The organism is Oerskovia enterophila (genome assembly GCF_044748475.1).
Taxonomy (GTDB): Bacteria; Actinomycetota; Actinomycetes; order Actinomycetales; family Cellulomonadaceae; genus Oerskovia; species Oerskovia enterophila.
In genome coordinates this window covers 549,204-565,059 of record NZ_JBIVFZ010000002.1, presented here as the reverse complement: position 1 = coordinate 565,059, position 15,856 = coordinate 549,204, and the positions used below count along the sequence as shown (strand labels likewise).

16 protein-coding genes are annotated in these 15,856 nt (G+C 74.5%); 9 read left to right on the top strand and 7 right to left on the bottom strand.

From position 1 onward, the window contains the following. Nucleotides 1–3 precede the first annotated feature (3 nt). The 6 genes from ACIPWA_RS07105 to ACIPWA_RS07080 all read left to right on the top strand — a co-directional run bounded on the left by ACIPWA_RS07105 (nt 4) and on the right by ACIPWA_RS07080 (nt 5,994). Entirely contained in the window at nt 4–258 is a 255-nt protein-coding gene (locus ACIPWA_RS07105) for an MbtH family protein (protein ID WP_400289110.1), read from the top strand. Next, nucleotides 255–1,715 (top strand): MFS transporter, encoded by a 1,461-nt coding sequence (locus ACIPWA_RS07100; protein WP_400289108.1) that lies wholly within the window; start codon nt 255–257, stop codon nt 1,713–1,715. Before ACIPWA_RS07105 ends, ACIPWA_RS07100 begins: the two co-directional genes overlap by 4 nt. Further along, nucleotides 1,712–2,668, top strand: coding sequence for a siderophore-interacting protein (locus tag ACIPWA_RS07095; protein WP_400289107.1), 957 nt, complete (start codon nt 1,712–1,714; stop codon nt 2,666–2,668). The genes ACIPWA_RS07100 and ACIPWA_RS07095 overlap by 4 nt, the downstream gene beginning before the upstream one ends. Further along, on the top strand, nt 2,661–3,662 hold the full coding sequence (locus ACIPWA_RS07090) for a thioesterase II family protein (RefSeq protein WP_400289105.1): 1,002 nt from the start codon (nt 2,661–2,663) through the stop codon (nt 3,660–3,662). The genes ACIPWA_RS07095 and ACIPWA_RS07090 overlap by 8 nt, the downstream gene beginning before the upstream one ends. A gap of 122 nt (nt 3,663–3,784) precedes the next feature. Then, complete coding sequence (locus ACIPWA_RS07085) at nt 3,785–4,759, top strand: FecCD family ABC transporter permease (protein WP_400289103.1); 975 nt, start codon at nt 3,785–3,787, stop codon at nt 4,757–4,759. Nucleotides 4,760–5,031: 272 nt separating this feature from the next. Then, nucleotides 5,032–5,994: a FecCD family ABC transporter permease gene (locus ACIPWA_RS07080; protein ID WP_400289102.1), complete on the top strand. Its 963-nt coding sequence runs from the start codon at nt 5,032–5,034 to the stop codon at nt 5,992–5,994. A 2-nt stretch (nt 5,995–5,996) separates the two neighbouring features. On the opposite strand, the gene ACIPWA_RS07075 is transcribed toward ACIPWA_RS07080, so the two are convergent. The 6 genes from ACIPWA_RS07075 to ACIPWA_RS07050 all read right to left on the bottom strand — a co-directional run bounded on the left by ACIPWA_RS07075 (nt 5,997) and on the right by ACIPWA_RS07050 (nt 12,456). Beyond that, on the bottom strand, nt 5,997–6,833 hold the full coding sequence (locus tag ACIPWA_RS07075; protein ID WP_400289100.1) for a 4'-phosphopantetheinyl transferase family protein: 837 nt from the start codon (nt 6,831–6,833) through the stop codon (nt 5,997–5,999). Nucleotides 6,834–6,961: 128 nt separating this feature from the next. Beyond that, nucleotides 6,962–8,608: an outer membrane protein assembly factor BamB family protein gene (locus ACIPWA_RS07070; protein WP_400289098.1), complete on the bottom strand. Its 1,647-nt coding sequence runs from the start codon at nt 8,606–8,608 to the stop codon at nt 6,962–6,964. A 28-nt stretch (nt 8,609–8,636) separates the two neighbouring features. Continuing rightward, on the bottom strand, nt 8,637–8,927 hold the full coding sequence (locus tag ACIPWA_RS07065; protein WP_056645360.1) for a WXG100 family type VII secretion target: 291 nt from the start codon (nt 8,925–8,927) through the stop codon (nt 8,637–8,639). Between the two features lie 219 nt (nt 8,928–9,146). Next, complete coding sequence (locus ACIPWA_RS07060) at nt 9,147–9,884, bottom strand: HD domain-containing protein (protein ID WP_056645363.1); 738 nt, start codon at nt 9,882–9,884, stop codon at nt 9,147–9,149. A 62-nt stretch (nt 9,885–9,946) separates the two neighbouring features. Continuing rightward, nucleotides 9,947–11,710 (bottom strand): sensor histidine kinase, encoded by a 1,764-nt coding sequence (locus ACIPWA_RS07055; RefSeq protein ID WP_400289095.1) that lies wholly within the window; start codon nt 11,708–11,710, stop codon nt 9,947–9,949. Then, nucleotides 11,707–12,456 (bottom strand): response regulator transcription factor, encoded by a 750-nt coding sequence (locus tag ACIPWA_RS07050; protein WP_056645367.1) that lies wholly within the window; start codon nt 12,454–12,456, stop codon nt 11,707–11,709. Before ACIPWA_RS07050 ends, ACIPWA_RS07055 begins: the two co-directional genes overlap by 4 nt. Before the next feature lie 140 nt (nt 12,457–12,596). On the opposite strand from ACIPWA_RS07050, the gene ACIPWA_RS07045 reads away from it, so the two are divergent. Beyond that, nucleotides 12,597–13,802 (top strand): winged helix DNA-binding domain-containing protein, encoded by a 1,206-nt coding sequence (locus ACIPWA_RS07045; protein ID WP_400289093.1) that lies wholly within the window; start codon nt 12,597–12,599, stop codon nt 13,800–13,802. A gap of 117 nt (nt 13,803–13,919) precedes the next feature. Here the strand turns inward: ACIPWA_RS07045 and ACIPWA_RS07040 are convergent, their stop codons facing one another. Next, nucleotides 13,920–14,528 (bottom strand): NYN domain-containing protein, encoded by a 609-nt coding sequence (locus ACIPWA_RS07040; protein WP_056645372.1) that lies wholly within the window; start codon nt 14,526–14,528, stop codon nt 13,920–13,922. 106 nt (nt 14,529–14,634) lie between these two features. Between ACIPWA_RS07040 and ACIPWA_RS07035 the strand changes: the two genes are divergently transcribed. Continuing rightward, complete coding sequence (locus ACIPWA_RS07035; RefSeq protein WP_400289091.1) at nt 14,635–15,393, top strand: type 1 glutamine amidotransferase; 759 nt, start codon at nt 14,635–14,637, stop codon at nt 15,391–15,393. 78 nt (nt 15,394–15,471) lie between these two features. Further along, nucleotides 15,472–15,771, top strand: a complete 300-nt coding sequence (locus ACIPWA_RS07030) for a Dabb family protein (protein WP_056645375.1) — start codon at nt 15,472–15,474, stop codon at nt 15,769–15,771. The last annotated feature ends 85 nt before the right edge of the window (nt 15,772–15,856 follow it).

Sequence of the window (15,856 nt, the reverse complement as noted above, 5' to 3'; positions counted from 1 at the left end):
CCCATGAACCCCTTCGACGACTCCGAGGGCACCTTCCTAGTGCTCGTCAACGACGAGCAGCAGCACTCCCTGTGGCCCGAGTTCGCGGCCGTCCCGCCCGGGTGGGACGTGGTCCTGGACGCCTCGCCGCGCGCGGTCGCGCTCGCGTACGTCGACGCGCACTGGACGGACCTGCGACCGGCGAGCCTGCGCCGCGTGCTCGACGGCGCCCCGTCCGCGGGTCTCCCGGCCTCGCCCATCACGACGACGGCGACGTGAGCGCCCCGGGGCTGCTCTCGGGGCTCGCGCTGGACCTGACGCCGCTGCGCGCGAGCCGCAGCTTCCGACTCCTCTTCGCGGGGCGGGTCGTGTCGCTGCTCGGGCTCGGGATGCTCGTCGTGGCACTGCCCGTCCAGGTCTACGACCTGACGGGCTCGTCGCTGCACGTCGCGGGCGTCAACACGACGCTGGGAGTGACCGCGTTCGCGGGCACCCTCGTCGCGGGGGTCGTGGCCGACCGCACGGACCGGCGCCGCGTGATCCTGTGGTCGCGCTCGGCCGCGGTCCTGGGGTTCGTCGCGCTCCTCGTGAACTCGCTCGCCGAGTCGCCCTCGGTGCCCGCGATCTACGCGATCGCGGCGTGGGACGGCCTCGCGGGCGGGTTCAGCGTGGTCGCGCTCGCGGCGGCCGTGCCCTCGCTCGTGCCGCGCACCCAGCTCCCCGCGGTCGCGGCGCTCCAGGCGATCTCGCTCGACCTGGGCGCCGTGGTCGCCCCGCTCGTGGCGGGCGTCGCGATCGCGCACGGCGGGTCCAGCCTGGTCTTCGGCGCCGTCGTCGTGGCGAGCGTCGTGAGCCTGGGCTTCCTGGTCCGCCTGCCCGCGCTGCCGCCGGGCGGGGAGGGCGGGGCCGGGGATGCCGGGATCGAGGATCCCGTGCCCGACGGCGCCGCGTCCGCCGAGCACGCCGCCTCGCCCGGGGAGAGGCCCGGGGCGGGCGGGGCCGCGGCCGAGCCGCCACGCGGGGCCGAGGTGGGGCTCGGTCCCGCGCGCCGGCCCCACCCGTGGGACGACATGGTCGAGGGCCTGCGCTTCGTCGCGACCGACCGCGTGGTCGGCGGCATCATCCTGCTGGGCTTCGTCCAGATCCTGTTCGCCTCGCCCCACGTCCTGATCCCCGAGCTCGTCGACAAGCAGCTCCACGCGGGCCCCGAGGTCGTCGGGCTGCTGTTCAGCGCCCCGGCCGTCGGCGCGCTCGTCGCGACCCTCACGAGCGGGTGGACGGGCCGCGTCCGCCGCACGGGCCGCCTGCTCCTGATCGTGTTCGCGGCCTCGGGCGCGGGGGTCGCGATGCTGGGCCTGTCCCAGTCGGTCGTCCTCGCCGTCGTGGCCATGACCCTGGTCGGCGCAGGTGACGTCCTGGGCGAGATCCTGCGGTTCACGCTGCTCTACGAGCGCACGCCCGACCACCTGCGGGGCCGCGTGAGCGCGCTGTGGACCGCGCAGGGCACCGCGGGCGACGCGCTCGGCGGGCCGCTCCTGACCCTGATCGCCCGAGCCCTCGGGGCAGGCGGCGCCGTGGCGCTCGGCGGGGCGCTCGCGGCGGTCGCGACGGGCCTCGTCGCTCTGACGGTCCCGGGCCTGCGCCGCGCGGTCACCGAGCCCGAGCCGGCTGACCACGATCCTTCCCCCCAGCCCGTCGACGCGAGCGTCGGCACCACCCGAGGAGAGAACGCATGACCAGCACCACGAGCAACCTCGCCGTCACGGACGACCAGCCCGCCGAGCCCGACGTCGTCGAGCAGGTCACGCTGCTGACGCACCCGCTGCGCCCGCGCCTGCTCACGGTCGCGGCCGTCGAGCGGATCGCCGCGCGCATGGTCCGGGTCCGTCTCACGGGGGAGGACCTCGCGGACTTCGTGACCGTCGCCCCCGAGGACCACGTCAAGCTCTTCCTGCCGACCGAGCCCGGCGGCACCCCGGAGATGCCCGAGGTGGTCGACGACCGCTGGGTCGGAGGCCGCCACCTCACGAGCCGCGACTACACGGTGCGGTTCTTCGACCGCGAGGCCCGCACGCTCGACATCGACCTCGTGCTCCACGAGCACGGCATCGCGGGCCGGTGGGCGGGCCGGGCGCAGGTCGGGGACCTGGTCGGGGTGCTCGGGCCGCGCGGCTCGTTCCTCGTCAACGACGTGTTCGACTGGTACGTCTTCGCCGTCGACGAGACGGCCCTGCCCGCAGCGGCCCGCTGGCTCGAACGGCTGCGCGCGGACGTGCCCGTGACGGTCTTCGTCGAGGTCCAGGACGAGGGCGACGTGCTACCGCTCGCGTCGGCCGCGAGCGTCGACGTGACCTGGCTCTTCCGGGAGGACCGCGCGCCGGGGACCACGGCGCTGCTCGCGGACGCGGTGCGCGGGACCGACCTGCCCGCGGGCAACGGGTTCGTGTGGGTCGCGGGCGAGTCGCTGTCGATCAAGCCGCTGCGCCGCTATCTCAAGAACGAGGTGGGGCTGGGGCGCGACAACTTCGACGTCGACGGGTACTGGCGCAAGGGCGTCGCGGACCACGACCACCACGACGACGACACCGAGGCGCCGGAGGACCGCGCTGTGGAGGACGCCGCCGTGCCCACCGGGAGCACCGCGGACGCCGGGTCGTCCGCCCCCGCGTCGGGACCGTCGGGTGACTGACGGTCCTCGGCCGCGCCACCCCGCGCTGCGTGTCCTGGCCTCACCGGCCGGGGCGACGTGGCGCGTCGTGGTGTGCCCGCACGCGGGCGGCGCGGCGAGCTACTACCGGCGGCTCGTGGGTGCCCCTGGTGCCCCTGATGCCCCTGATTCCCTTGGCGCTTCGGGGGCGCCCGACGCACCAGGCTCTACGGCCGGTGCCGGTGCTGCCGTCCCACCCCCGACCGGTCCCTTCGCGACCTCGCCCGAGGTCGTGGCCGTGCAGTACCCGGGCCGCGAGACCCGCTTCGGCGAGCCGCTCGCCGGCACCATGACCGACCTGCTCGCGGACGTGTCCGGCCCGGTGCGCGGGCTCCTGGCCGACGGTGTGCCCACGGTCCTGCTCGGCCACAGCCTCGGCGCATCGGTCGCGGCCCGGATCGCCGCGGGCCTCGGCCCGGACGCGGCCCCGGACCTGCTCGTGGTCTCGGGTCGCGCGGCGCGTGCCGACCGTCCCGGGAGCGCAGGCGATGCGGGGGAGGGGAGCGACGTCGTCGGGCCCGGGCCGGCCGCGCGCGACGACGCCGCACTGCGCGCGTGGACCACCGCGCTGGGCGGGACCCCGCCCGAGCTCCTCGCCGACGACGAGTTCTTCGCGCTGCACGCGCGCGTCCTGCGCGCGGACCTCGCGGTCCACGACTCGCTCGCGGCCACGCCCGGGGAGCCGGCCGACGTCACGGTGCCGCTCCTCCTGCTCGCCGGGTCCGACGACGTCGCGTCGCCGCCCGCGTCCGTCGCGCCCTGGGCCGCACGCGCGCGGGCAGGAGTCCGACAGCGGGTCGTCGAGGGTGGTCACTTCTTCGTCGGGGAACGGCCCGACGAGGTGATCGAGGCCCTGCGCGTCGCGCTGACCGCGGTCGCCGCGGGTACCTGTGCCGCGGACGTCGCGCGTCCGAGCGCCGAGGACCGGTGGGTGTGGTTGCGCGAGGCCGGCGCGAGCACGGGAGCGGACTCGTGAGGGGCGGCACGGCACCGACGGGCGGTGGGGAGGCGGGCAGAGGTGCCGCTGCCGCACCTGCTGTGCCCGCTGGGCCCCCGGGTGCCCTCCGGGGCTCGCGGCCCTCGTCACGTGTCCTGCTCGTGGGGGCCCCGCTCGTGCTCGCGCTGCTGGCCGCGATCCTCGCGAGCGTGGCCCTCGGCTCGCAGCCCGTGCCGTGGCCCGACGTGCTCGCGGTGCTGCGCGAGCCCGGGACGACCGAGGCGTCCGCGATCGTGTGGGACATGCGCGTGCCGCGCACGGTCCTGGGGCTGCTCGTGGGGATCGCGCTCGGCGTGGCGGGCGCGCTCACGCAGGCGCACACCCGCAACCCGCTGGCCGACCCCGGGCTGCTGGGCGTGACGTCGGGGGCCGCGTGCGCCGTGGTGCTCGCGATACACGTCCTGGGGGTCACGAGCCCGTCGGGGGCCGTGGGCTTCGCGCTCGTGGGGGCGCTGTGCGCCGGGGGCATCGTGGTGGTCCTCTCGCAACGCATCCGCGTGCTCGCGCCGGGTGTCACGCTCGTCCTCACGGGTTCGATCGTCACGGCGCTGCTCGCGTCGATCACGTCCGGGGTGCTGCTGCTCGACCGCACGACCATGGACGTCTTCCGCTTCTGGAGCATCGGTTCGCTCGTGGGCCGGGGACCCGAGGTCATCTGGACCGTCGCCCCGTTCCTGCTGCTCGGGCTGCTCCTCGCGGTCGTCAACGCGCCGACGCTCGGGGCGCTCGAGCTCGGTGACGAGCTCGGGGTCTCGCTCGGGAGGCACGTCGTGCGCGACCGGCTGATCGGGCTGCTCGCGGTCACGCTGCTCGCCGGTGCGGCCACCGCGGCGTGCGGGTCGATCGCGTTCGTGGGCCTCGCCGCGACGCACGCCGCGACGCGGCTCGGCCTCGGCGGCCCGGCGTGGCGCATCCCGGTCGCGGGACTGTGCGGGGCGGTCCTGGTCCTGGGGGCCGACGTCGTCGGTCGCCTGGCCCCTGCCACCTCGGAGATCCAGGTCGGCATCGTCATCGCGCTGGTCGGGGCGCCGCTGTTCGTCGTCCTCGCTCGCGGCTACCTGGGAGATCGCTCATGATCACGAAGCGTCCACCGACCGCTGAGCTGTCAGAATTGCACCGGGGTACCCACCGGCCCAGCTCTGACGACTCAGCGGGGCGCTCAGGGTTCGCGGTGGGTTCCCGGTTCCCGGGGCGCGGTAGGGGCTCAGGGGGCTCCGGGCGTTCCGGGCGCTCACGGTTCACCGGACGCTTCTCACCGACCAGGAGGCTCGGCCGAGCCTTCGCGCCGCTCCGTCGCCACCCGGGCACCCGGCGCCAGGCCCTGGTCGCGGCGGGCCTCGTCGCCCTGGTGCTCGCGCTGCTCGTCGCCTCGATCATGGTGGGCGAGTACGTGCTGCCCGCGACCGACGTGGTCCGGACCCTGCTGGGGACGGGCGACCCCGCCGACAGGTTCGTCGTGCTGGGCCTGCGGGCGCCACGGGCCGTGACCGCGCTCGTGGTGGGCTTCGCGCTGGGGGCCGCTGGGGCCATCACGCAGTCGGTCGCCCGCAACCCGCTCGCCAGCCCCGACATCCTGGGGGTCACGGCCGGCGCGACGGCCGCCGCGGTCGCGGCGATCGTCGTGGCGGGCACGGGGGCCGGGGTCGTCGGCGGGTTCCTGGTCTCGGCCGGTCTGCCGATCGTCGCGGTCACGGGAGGGCTCCTCGCGACCGCGCTCGTGTGCGTGCTCGCGTGGCGGGGCGGGATCGAGGGATACCGCCTCGTGCTCGTCGGCCTGGGCGTCAACGCCGGCGCGTCCGCGATCACGTCGTGGCTGCTGGTCCGTGCTGAGCTGCCCGACCTCAACGCGGCCCTCATCTGGATGACGGGCAGCCTCAACCGGGCGAGCTTCGCGATCGTCGGCCCCGTCGCGGCCGTGGTGGTGGTGACGGTCGTGGTCAGCGCCCTGTCGTCCCGGTGGCTCGCGATCCTACGGTTCGACGCGCGCGTGATCGTGGGACTCGGAGTGCGTCGGTCGTCGGCGCAGCTGCTGCAGATCGGGCTCGCCGTGGTCCTCGCGGCCGCGGCGACCGCGGCCGCAGGGCCCGTCCCGTTCGTCGCGTTCGTCGCGCCGCAGATCGCGTGGCGGGCCCTCGCGGCCCAGGGGCCGCCGCCGCTCGGCGCGGGGCTCGTGGGGGCGTGCGTGGTCCTGGCCGCGGACCTGGGTGCGCGCTCGCTGCCCGTGGACCTGCCGGTCGGGGTCGTCACGTCGGCGGTCGGTGCGCCGTTCCTGCTGTGGCTGCTGCTGCGCGAGAGCCGGGAGGTGCGCTGACGTCAGGGGTTCCCGAGCCCGTGCCGGGACAGCAGGGTCGGGCCGTCGGCGAGCTCGACGGTCGAGAACGCGACGGGTGCCCCGGGGGAGCAGAGTGCGACCGCGGCGAGGTGGGTCTCGCTCGCCGACGGTGACGGCCGAGCCCCCGACTGCTCCGACGGGAGCTCCAGGTCGCGGAGCGCGAGCCGATCAGGAGCCGGGACCGCGCCCCCGCTGCGCACGACGGCGGCAGCATGGTCCGCCGGGGACAGGAGCAGGTCGTCGCGCGGGGCGAGGAGCCCCGTGCCGACCGCCTTGAGCACGGCCTCGCGTCGCGCCCACGACCGGGTGAACGACTCGGCGTCCCAGCCCCCGGCCGGACGCTCGCCCGGGTGCACGGCATCGAGGAGGTCGGTGAGGTGGTCCCGTGCCGGGGCCGTGGACTCGACGTCCACACCGACGTCCACACCCGCTGCGAGGTCCAGGTCGCCGTCGCTCGTGGCGTCGCCCGCGACGCCTCGGGAGCCAGTCACCGCCCCCACGACCGCCACCAGCACCCGGCCGCCCGCGTGGGCGATCGAGAACGACGGCGCCCCCTCGACGAACGGCCTGCCGGGGGCTGCGCCGTCCCGCGGGCCGAGCAGGACCGCGACGTCGGTCGGTGCGACGTTCAGCCGTTCGCCCAGGGCTGCCCGGACCAGGGCGCGGCCCGTGACGAACCGCTCACGGTCGTCCGCGCGCCGGAAGGCGGCTGCCCTCCGGGCCTCGTCGGGGGAGAGCCACGCCGACGCCCGGACTCCGGCTGCCCCGGGAGCGGCGCACCAGACGGCAACGCTCGCGGTCAGGAGAGGAGTCGGCACGTCGACACTCTAGGGCGCCGTGGTCGGTCCTCTCTCGCGTGCCCGACGGCGGAGCGCACCTCGCGCAGGTCGCCGCCTCTCGCGGTGCTCGCCGTCCGACGACGGGACCGAGCCCTCGGCAGGTGGGTTCACCCCACCCGGCTCACCCGGTTCTCGGACAGCTGGAGCTGGAGCAGCGCACCGTGGTAGCCCAGCATGCCCACGTTCGGGGCGCTCGCGCCGGTCCACAGCACCTCGCCCGTGGCGAGGTCGTACCCCACCGACCGGGCCGATCCGTCGTCGTCGTGCGCGAGGACGACCGCCTGGGAGCCGTCGGTCGCGGCCCCGAACGGGTAGACCGAGTCCTCTCCGGGCACGGTCCACAGCGTGCGGCCCGTGGTCGGGTCGAGAGCAGTCAGGCCGTTCGCGCCGTCGTCGACGACCATGACGGCGCTCGTGTGCACGAACAGCCTGCTCGCGTACGTCGAGGCGTCCCACAGCTCCGTGCCGTCGGGGCGGAACGCCGCCAGGCCGCTCAGGGTGTCGACGAGGACGGTGTCCTCGCCCGTCCCGTCGGTCGCGGACGGGCGGAGGAGAGGACCGGTGACCTCCCACAGCGAGGTGCCCGTGCGGTCGAGCACGGTCGTGTGCTGGGTCGTCTGGTCGAACCTGCTCACGGTCGTGGCGGTGAGCGGCTCGACCAGGTCGTCCTGCGAGGTCACGTCGTCAAGACGGGTCCCGTCGGCGTCGAACGCCGCACTGATCCCGCAACCGTCGACCGTGACGACGTAGCCCGTCGTCATCGAGCTCACCTTGTCGAGCTCGAGCTCGACCTCGGGCGTGTCGCTGAAGACCTGGCACTCCCAGGCCTCGTCCGGCGCGACGAACGGCACCTCGTTCTCCCAGAGCACGTCGCCCGAGACCGCGTCCTCCAGGGTCACGACGACCGCTCGGCCACCGGGAACGTCGACGAAGGTCGCGTCCCCGCTCTCGTCGTAGAGCTCGCGCGGGCCGACCGGGGGCCCGACGGGCCCGTCACGACGCACGTGGACGACCGTGCTTCCCGGCCCGACGGCGTAGCTCGACCCCTCGTCGACCGGCCCGAGGTCCCGGCTTCCCGTGACCTGTCCCTCCGCGTCCAGGACGGAGACGACCTGGGCGTCCGCGGTCCCCGCCAGGCACAGCAGAGGTCCGGTCTCCTCGGCGAGGGTCTGCCAGATGCTGGGCCGGCCGCAGTACGCGTCCGGCCCCACCGTCGCCTGCCACACCTCTTTCCCGGTCAGGACGTCGACGGCCGTGAGGCCCCCTTCGTCGACCTGGCTGAGGAGCAGACCCCCGAACGGCATCCAGAGGTGGTTGTTCAGGTCGAGCGACCACAGCTCGCGCGGTGGTCCGGTGAAGGGCAGCACGCCGCCCACGCTCGTGACGAGACGCGCGGCGGTCCGCCGCTCCTCGATCTCGCCGCCGATCGCGAGCCCGCCGACCACGAGGGCCAGGACGCCTGCCGCGGCGGCCCAGGGCTTCCAGCGGACCGTCCTGCTGCCCGACGACGTGTCCCCGGCCCCGGAGGGCGCCTCGCCGAGGCGTCCCTGGGCGCCGTCAGCGCCGTCACCAGCACCGCTGCCGACGGAACCTGCGGCTCGCGCACCGTCGCCGACGTGCCCGGCAGCAGCGGAGCCGCCCGCCGCCGCAGCAGCCCCCACCGAGGCTTCCGGGGACGCGAGCCCGTCGTCCAGGTCCTCGACGACCTCGAACGGCACGGCACGGGAGGCGGCGGACTGGCGGCGGCGCGGCATGGAGGGGAGCCTAGCGGCCGCCCGCCCGTCAGCGCAGGAACAGCCTCGACGCCTGGGCCTCCGCGTCGGCGTACGTCTGCGCGGCCGACCCCAGGGCCGCGGTGATCGAGTCCAGCGCTGCCTCGACGTGCACCTGCGCCCCCTGCCACTCGGTCATGACCCCGGCGAACGCGGTCGCCGCACCACCCTGCCAGCTCGCCTGGAGGTCCTGGAGGTGACGCATCATGGCCCCGACCTCGGCGCGGATGGCCGTGACCGAGCCTCCGACCGCGGCGCTCGCCTGCGCGACCCGTGCACTGTCGACCTCGTACCTGCTCATGGCGTCCTGCCTCTCCCGTGTCCGCGGGGCACCGGTCGGCGCCCCGACCCGGCGCGGCGTGCGCGACCGGGTGAGCAGGACGCTAGAGGGGAGCGGCGTCGTCGGGCAGGGAGAGGCCCGGCACCTGTGGACGGGACCCCGGGAGGCCGGGCTGTGCACGGCTCGTCCCACGCGGACCGCACCGCGGTCCGCGGTCCGCGGCCCGTGACGAGGGACGGATCAGGAGGGAGACGGCGCGACGAGCGCCGGGGGCGCCGACGCCTGGAGCTTGGCCTGCTCCTTGCGCAGGCGCTGGAGCTCGGCGTCGAGGTTCTGCCGTGCCGGCTCCTCCCACGCGGCCCCCATGGGGCTCGAGAAGAGGGTGCGCCGGTCGAGCAGCTTGGTGATGATCGCGATGCGCGCCCGCAGGTAGTCGGGGAGCGGGATGTGCGCGTACTCGTCGCGCACGTCCTTGAGGTACTCCTTGTACCGCTGGGGCTCGCCCGCGAGCATCGCGAGGTCCGCGTCGCACAGCACCGCGCAGTCGAAGTCCGCGGGGTCCGGGGCGTGACGCACGAGCGCGTTCACGAGGAACGCGACCCGCCGGCACGCCTTCTCCGGCACGCCCAACGACGAGAGCTGGTCGAACGCGAGCGCGGCGCTCGCGGTCTCGTCCTCTCCGCCCTTGTTCGCGTACGCGGCCTTGCGGGCCGCGTCGAAGATCGCGCCGTGGTACCAGGCCGCGAGGCGGACCACGTCGGCGTCGTGCGTCTCCTGGGCGAGCTCGTCGACCCGGCCGAGGACGTCGGCGAGGTGCCGCAGGTTGTGGAAGTGACGGTCCGGCTGGCTCCAGCGCTCGAGGAGCCCGTCGCCCACGGCGCGGATCTCGTCGTCGGACGCCGTCGCTCCGGCGCCTCGGCAGCTACGGGTCCAGGAGGTGAGCAACCACTGCGGTGCGTCAGAGGTGGTGACGCCCATGAGATCAGCCTTCTTCGATGCGGGAACGGGGTGCGCCGTCGGTCCACAGGTTCATCTCGAGCCTACGTCCGATCGGGCGACGACCCGTCATCGTAGCCCTGTGTCGGGAGTTCCACATGAACCGTGAGGCCACCGCCCTGCGTGGGGGCCACCGAGATGTGACCCTGGTGCGCCCCGACGATCGCCGCGACGATCGCCATGCCCAGCCCCGAGCCCCCCGAGGCGCGGTTGCGCGACGAGTCCGCGCGGTAGAACCGTTCGAACACGTGGGCCGCCTGCTCGGGTGTGATGCCCGGTCCGTGGTCACGGACCTCGAGCACCGCGAGGGGGTCGTCGCCCGCGTCCTGCGGCGCCTGCGTCCCGAGCGCGATCTCGACCCGGGTGCCCGCGGGGGTGTGCTGCGAGACGTTGCCGATGAGGTTGGCGAGCACCTGCCGCAGCCGGTCCTCGTCCCCGATCACGGTGAGCTCCTCGGGGGCGTCCCCCGAGCCGCCCAGGCTCACGACGCGCACCGGCCGGGTGGGGTCGAGCGCGTGCAGGTCTCCCGCGGAGTCGCGGGCCAGGGCCGCGAGGTTCACGGGCTCGTGGCGGATGGGACGCCCCTCGTCGAGGCGGGCGAGCGCGAGCAGGTCGTTGACGAGCGTGCCCATGCGCGTCGCGGAGTCCTCGATGCGGCGCATGGTGTCGTCCATCTGCTCGGGCGTGGTCAGCGCCCCCATGCGGTACAGCTCGCCGTAGCCCTTGACGGTCGCGAGCGGGGTCCGGAGCTCGTGGCTCGCGTCCGACACGAAGCGCCGCATGCGGGCCTCGGAGGCCTCGGACGCCGCGAACGCGCGCTCGATGTGGTTGAGCATGGTGTTGAGCGACACCGCGAGCGAGCCGACCTCGGTGCTCGGCGGGGCGGGCCGGATGCGCCGGGTCAGGTCGCCGCTCGCGATGTCGGCCGCGGTCTCCTCGATCTCGCGGAGCGGGCGCAGGGCGCGCTGCACCGCGAGGTACGCGACGGCGCCACCGATCAGGGCGATGCCCAGGGCGCTGACCGCGAGCGTCCGGCCGAGCACCTTGACGGTCTCGTGGATCCCGGTGAGGGGGAGCGCCACGTAGGCGGTCCCGACCGTCTCGCCCGTGAGCTTGCTGATGACCGGGTAGGGCACGACGCGCCACTCGGCCGGCGTGGTCCCGCCCGCCGACGTGACCGTGAACGGCTTGCCCGTGCGGGTCGCCATCTCCTGGGCCATGAACGTCGGGATCTGCGGTGCGCCCGAGCGCTCGACGGCCTTGTCCCAGTATTTGGGCGTCTCGGCGCCGTTGTCCCAGCGGATCAGGACGTAGTACTCGCTGGGCAGGGTGGACCTCGAGGCGTTGCCCCGGAACGTCTCGTCGGCGACCGCGGAGGCCGTGAGGTCGAGCTGTTGGTCCACCTGTCCCACGAGGTACCGCGCCACCACGGTCGTCGTCGCGAGCGCGGCGATGCCCAGGCCCGCGGCGAGCAGCAGCGCGATGATCGCGACGAGACGTGCCCGGAGCGGCACACGGGCGAACCAGCCCCAGTTCTCGGTGGGGACGGTCCGGCCGTAGGGGCGAGGCTCGTCGGGCGAGGGGACGGGGGGCGAGTCGGGTGCAGCAGGGCCGTGGCCGCCGGTCCCGCTGGAACCACCGGTAGCGCTGCCCGACGGCGGATCCTGCGTCCCAGGACGCGCCGCACCGGGGGTGCGGGGCGCCGAGGACGGGCGCGACGTCGTCGGGCCGGACGGCGGAGGCGGCGGGACCGGGGGCAGGGCGCCCCCGGAAGCCCCGACCGGGCGACCGGAAGAAGGCGTGCTCATGACCTGCGGGCGCTCCCCGACTCCGGGGGCGTGCGCAGCAGGTACCCGACCCCGCGCTTGGTGTGGATGAGCGGCTGGACCGGCTCCTCGGTGCCGTCAGGACCGGTCACCGTGAGGTTGTCGATCTTGCGGCGCAGGTAGGAGATGTAGGACTCGACGATGTTCGCGTCGCCGCCCCAGTCGTACTGCCAGACGTGGTCGAGGATCTGCGACTTCGAGAGCACGCGGCCCGCGTTGAGCATGAGGTAGCGCAGCAGCTTGAACTCGGTGGGGGACAGGTCCACGACCTGGCCCGCGCGGCGCACCTCGTGCGAGTCCTCGTCGAGCTCGAGGTCGGCGAAGCGCAGCACCGCGGTGTCCTCGGGCTCGGCGTGCGTGCGGCGCAGCACCGCACGGATGCGGGCCACGACCTCCTCGAGGCTGAACGGCTTGGTCACGTAGTCGTCGCCACCGACAGTGAGGCCCGTGACCTTGTCCTGCGTGTCGTCGCGGGCGGTGAGGAACAGCACGGGCGTGTGCTGGCCCGTCGCCCGCATGCGCCGCGTCACGGTGAAGCCGTCCATGTCGGGGAGCATGACGTCCAGGACCACGAGGTCCGGCTCGACGTCGCGCACGAGCTTGAGCGCGCTCGTGCCGTCCGCCGCGGCGAACACCTCGAACCCGGCGAAACGCAGGGACGTGGACAGCAGCTCGCGGATGTTGGGCTCGTCGTCGACGACGACCAGCCGCGCCTCGGGTTCGCTCATGGTTCCAGTGTGCGACCGAACCCTGGGAGTCGCCTGGGCGCGAGCGGTGGGTCGGGGAGCTGTGGGTGGCGTGCCGGACCATGGTGCGGCGGAGCCGTCCTGGCACTGACAGCAGCCGGTCGAGACGGAAGGATGCAGGCATGCGCATCAGCGACGACCAGAGGAGGGCGCGGCTCGTCGCGCACCAGCTCGACCTCGGGGCTGCCGGTCCCGCGCCGGAGAGCACGGTCGAGGGGGTCGCCGACCGGCTCGTCGCCCTCCACGCGACCGACGCGCCCAGCGTCTACCTCTCGGTCCTCGCGCGCGTGCCGGAGCTGCGCATCGAGGACGTGCAGGCCGCGATGTACGACCGGCGCACCCTCGTGCGGGTCCTGGCCATGCGCCGGACCCTGTTCGTCGTGGCGCGCGACATGGTGCCGGTCGTCCACGCGGGGGCGAGCGCCGCCGTCGGGCGCAGGCTCAGGGCCCGCCTCCTGAAGGAGCTCGCGACCCTCCCCATGGACCCGCCCGTCGAGGACGCCGAGGCCTTCCTGGCGGCCGCCGAGGAGCAGGTGCACGACGCCCTGGCCCAGCACGGACCCCTCACCGGGGCGCAGCTCTCGGCGCGGGCCCCCGTGCTGCGGACCGCGTTCCTGCCCACCACGACCAAGTCCTGGGACGTGCGGCGCTCGCTGACCTCGCCCCTGCTGTCGCTGCTGTCGGCCGAGGGGCGGATCGTGCGCGGCGAGCCGACCGGCGGCTGGTCGTCCAACCGCTTCCTGTGGCGGCCCGTCGAGGACTGGCTGCCCGGCGGCATCCCGGAGGTCGACGAGGCCGAGGCGCGCGTGCGGCTCGCGCAGGTCTGGCTCGAGGCGTTCGGACCCGCGACCCTGGCGGACCTCCAGTGGTGGACCGGGTGGAACCTGGGGCAGACGCGGGCAGCGGTCGCGACGCTCGACGTCCGAGAGGTCGAGCTCGCAGGGCTCGGTGCAGGGGTCGTGCTGCGCTCGACCGAGCTGCCGACCGGGCCGGGCCTCGGTGCTGCGGCCGGGCACGTCGCGCTGCTGCCCTCGCTCGACCCCACCGCGATGGGCTGGAAGCACCGCGACTGGTACCTCGGTCCGCACCGCGAGCAGCTCTTCGACTCGGCGGGCAACATCGGCGCGACGGTCTGGTGGGAAGGACGCATCGTGGGGGCGTGGGCCGTGCGGACCGACGGCGAGGTCGTGTCCCGCCTGCTCGAGGACGTCGGGACCGAGGGCGCCGCGGCCGTCGGGGCCGAGGCCCAGCGGATCGGGTCGCTCCTGGGCGGGGGAGGCGTGACGGCGTCGTTCCCCACGCCCCTGTACCGCGAGCTGCGGGGCTGAGCCCGGGCACGGCCTGACGCGTCGTGCGGACGGCGTGCGCCCTGCGTGCGTGCCGGCGCTGCTGATGACGCGAAGGGCGGGGCCGCGCGTGCTGCGCGACCCCGCCCCTCGGTGGACTCAGAGGTAGCGCAGCGGGTCGAACTCCTCGAGCGGGATGATCCGGACGCGCGGCAGGATCGTCGTGAACGCCCCCACGTTGTCCTCGAGGTCGTAGAAGCTCAGACCGCGCGAGGCCAGCTCGGAGAAGCGCGAGTTCACGAACTCGCGGAAGCACAGCAGCCCGACGCGGCGGTCGCTGTCCTCGAGAAGCTCCTCGACCTGCGGGATGAAGTCGCCGTCGTGGCTCGCCAGGAGCACGTCACCCGGGCGGTCCTTGAGCGCCTCGAGGGTGCGCTGGATACCGATGTCCACGACCTTCTCGGAGCTCGAGCCGGCCAGCGGGATGGGCCGGTAGCCCATCGCGAGCAGCGCCTGGACGAACGCCATGGGCATCTGCCCCGACGAGGCGTTCAGGAAGAACAGCGGCGTGACGTCCTGGGCCCACAGGTGGGCCGCGAAGTCGACGATGCGGTCCCAGCGCGGTCGCTCCTCGGGGTTGGGGCGGTGCCCCAGGACGCTCATGCCGAGCGTCGCGTCGATGTTCTCCCCGTCGACGATCAGGTAGGTGCGGCGCGGGGCCTCTCCCTGGATGTTGACGAGGCCGTTCGACGTGCTGGAGTCCGACATGGGGTCCAGCCTATCCGGCGGGGGGAGTCCCCGATCCCGACACGGAACGGGTCGAGGCGTGGGCACGGTTTGCACCGGACCCCCTGGGGGCGAGTACCTTTCAGCGGTGAACCAGCAGCTTCTCGACCCGGTCCGGATCACGGTCGTCCAGAACTCCCCGGACGTCACCCTGGACGCCTTCGCCGTCCGGCTCGGGCCCGACGTGCGCCTCGTCCGTCCCTTCGACGGGGACGCCCTGCCGGCGGCGACCGACCTGGGCGACGGGTTCGTCGTCCTGGGCGGGCAGATGTCCGCCTACGCCGACGACGTCGCCCCCTGGCTCCCCGCGCTGCGCGACCTGCTGGCCGCCGCGGTGTTCTCGGACGTCCCGACGCTCGGGATCTGCCTCGGCGCCCAGCTGCTCGCGGTCGCAGGCGGTGGCAAGGTGCAGGTCGCGGCTCCTCCCGGTCGCGAGGCGGGCCTGACCCGCGTGTTCTGGAAGGCGGGCGCCGAGGGGGACCCCGTCCTGGGGCCGATCGCCCGCGCCGCGGCAGGTACGGGCAAGCGGGCCCGCTCGTTCACGGTCAGCATGCACGCCGACGCGATCATCGACCTCCCCGAGGGCGCGTCGTGGCTCGGTATGTCGGACATGTACCCGTACCAGGCGTTCCGCCACGGCTCGGCCCTGGGGGTCCAGTTCCACCCCGAGGCGACGCTCGCCACGATCCGCGGCTGGGCCGACCAGCACGACGACGTCGACACGACCAACATCCTGGCCGACGCCGCGCCGTTCGAGGGCGAGGTCCTCGAGACGGGCCGCCTCCTCGCGGAGTCGTTCCTGGCGGTCGTGCACGACGACGTCGCTCGCCGGGGCGTGCGGGCGTAGGTCGCGCAGGGCGCGTCGCGCCGCGACACGACGCGTGTCCGCCCGGGCTGACCGGACGGTCGGTGGCAGGGTGTCGGGATGATCCGTCACACCGTCGCCTTCCGCCTGCGCCACCCCGAGGGGTCCGCCGCAGAGACCGCCTTCCTGACCGACGCCCGCGTCCTCGCGACGATCCCGGGGGTCGAGCGGTTCGAGCAGCTGCGCCAGACCAGCGCCAAGAACGACTTCACGTTCGGCTTCTCCATGGAGTTCGCGGACGCCGCGGCCTACGCGGCCTACGACCAGCACCCGGACCACCGGGCGTTCGTGGCCGATCGCTGGGTCCCCGAGGTCGAGGACTTCCTGGAGATCGACTACGAGCCGCTGCCTGCGGGCTGACGCGCGACCGCAGGTCCCCTCCGGCAGCCCCTGCTGAAGGCGCGTGGCGCCCGGGCCGGACCCTCCGACCACCCTTCCGACGACG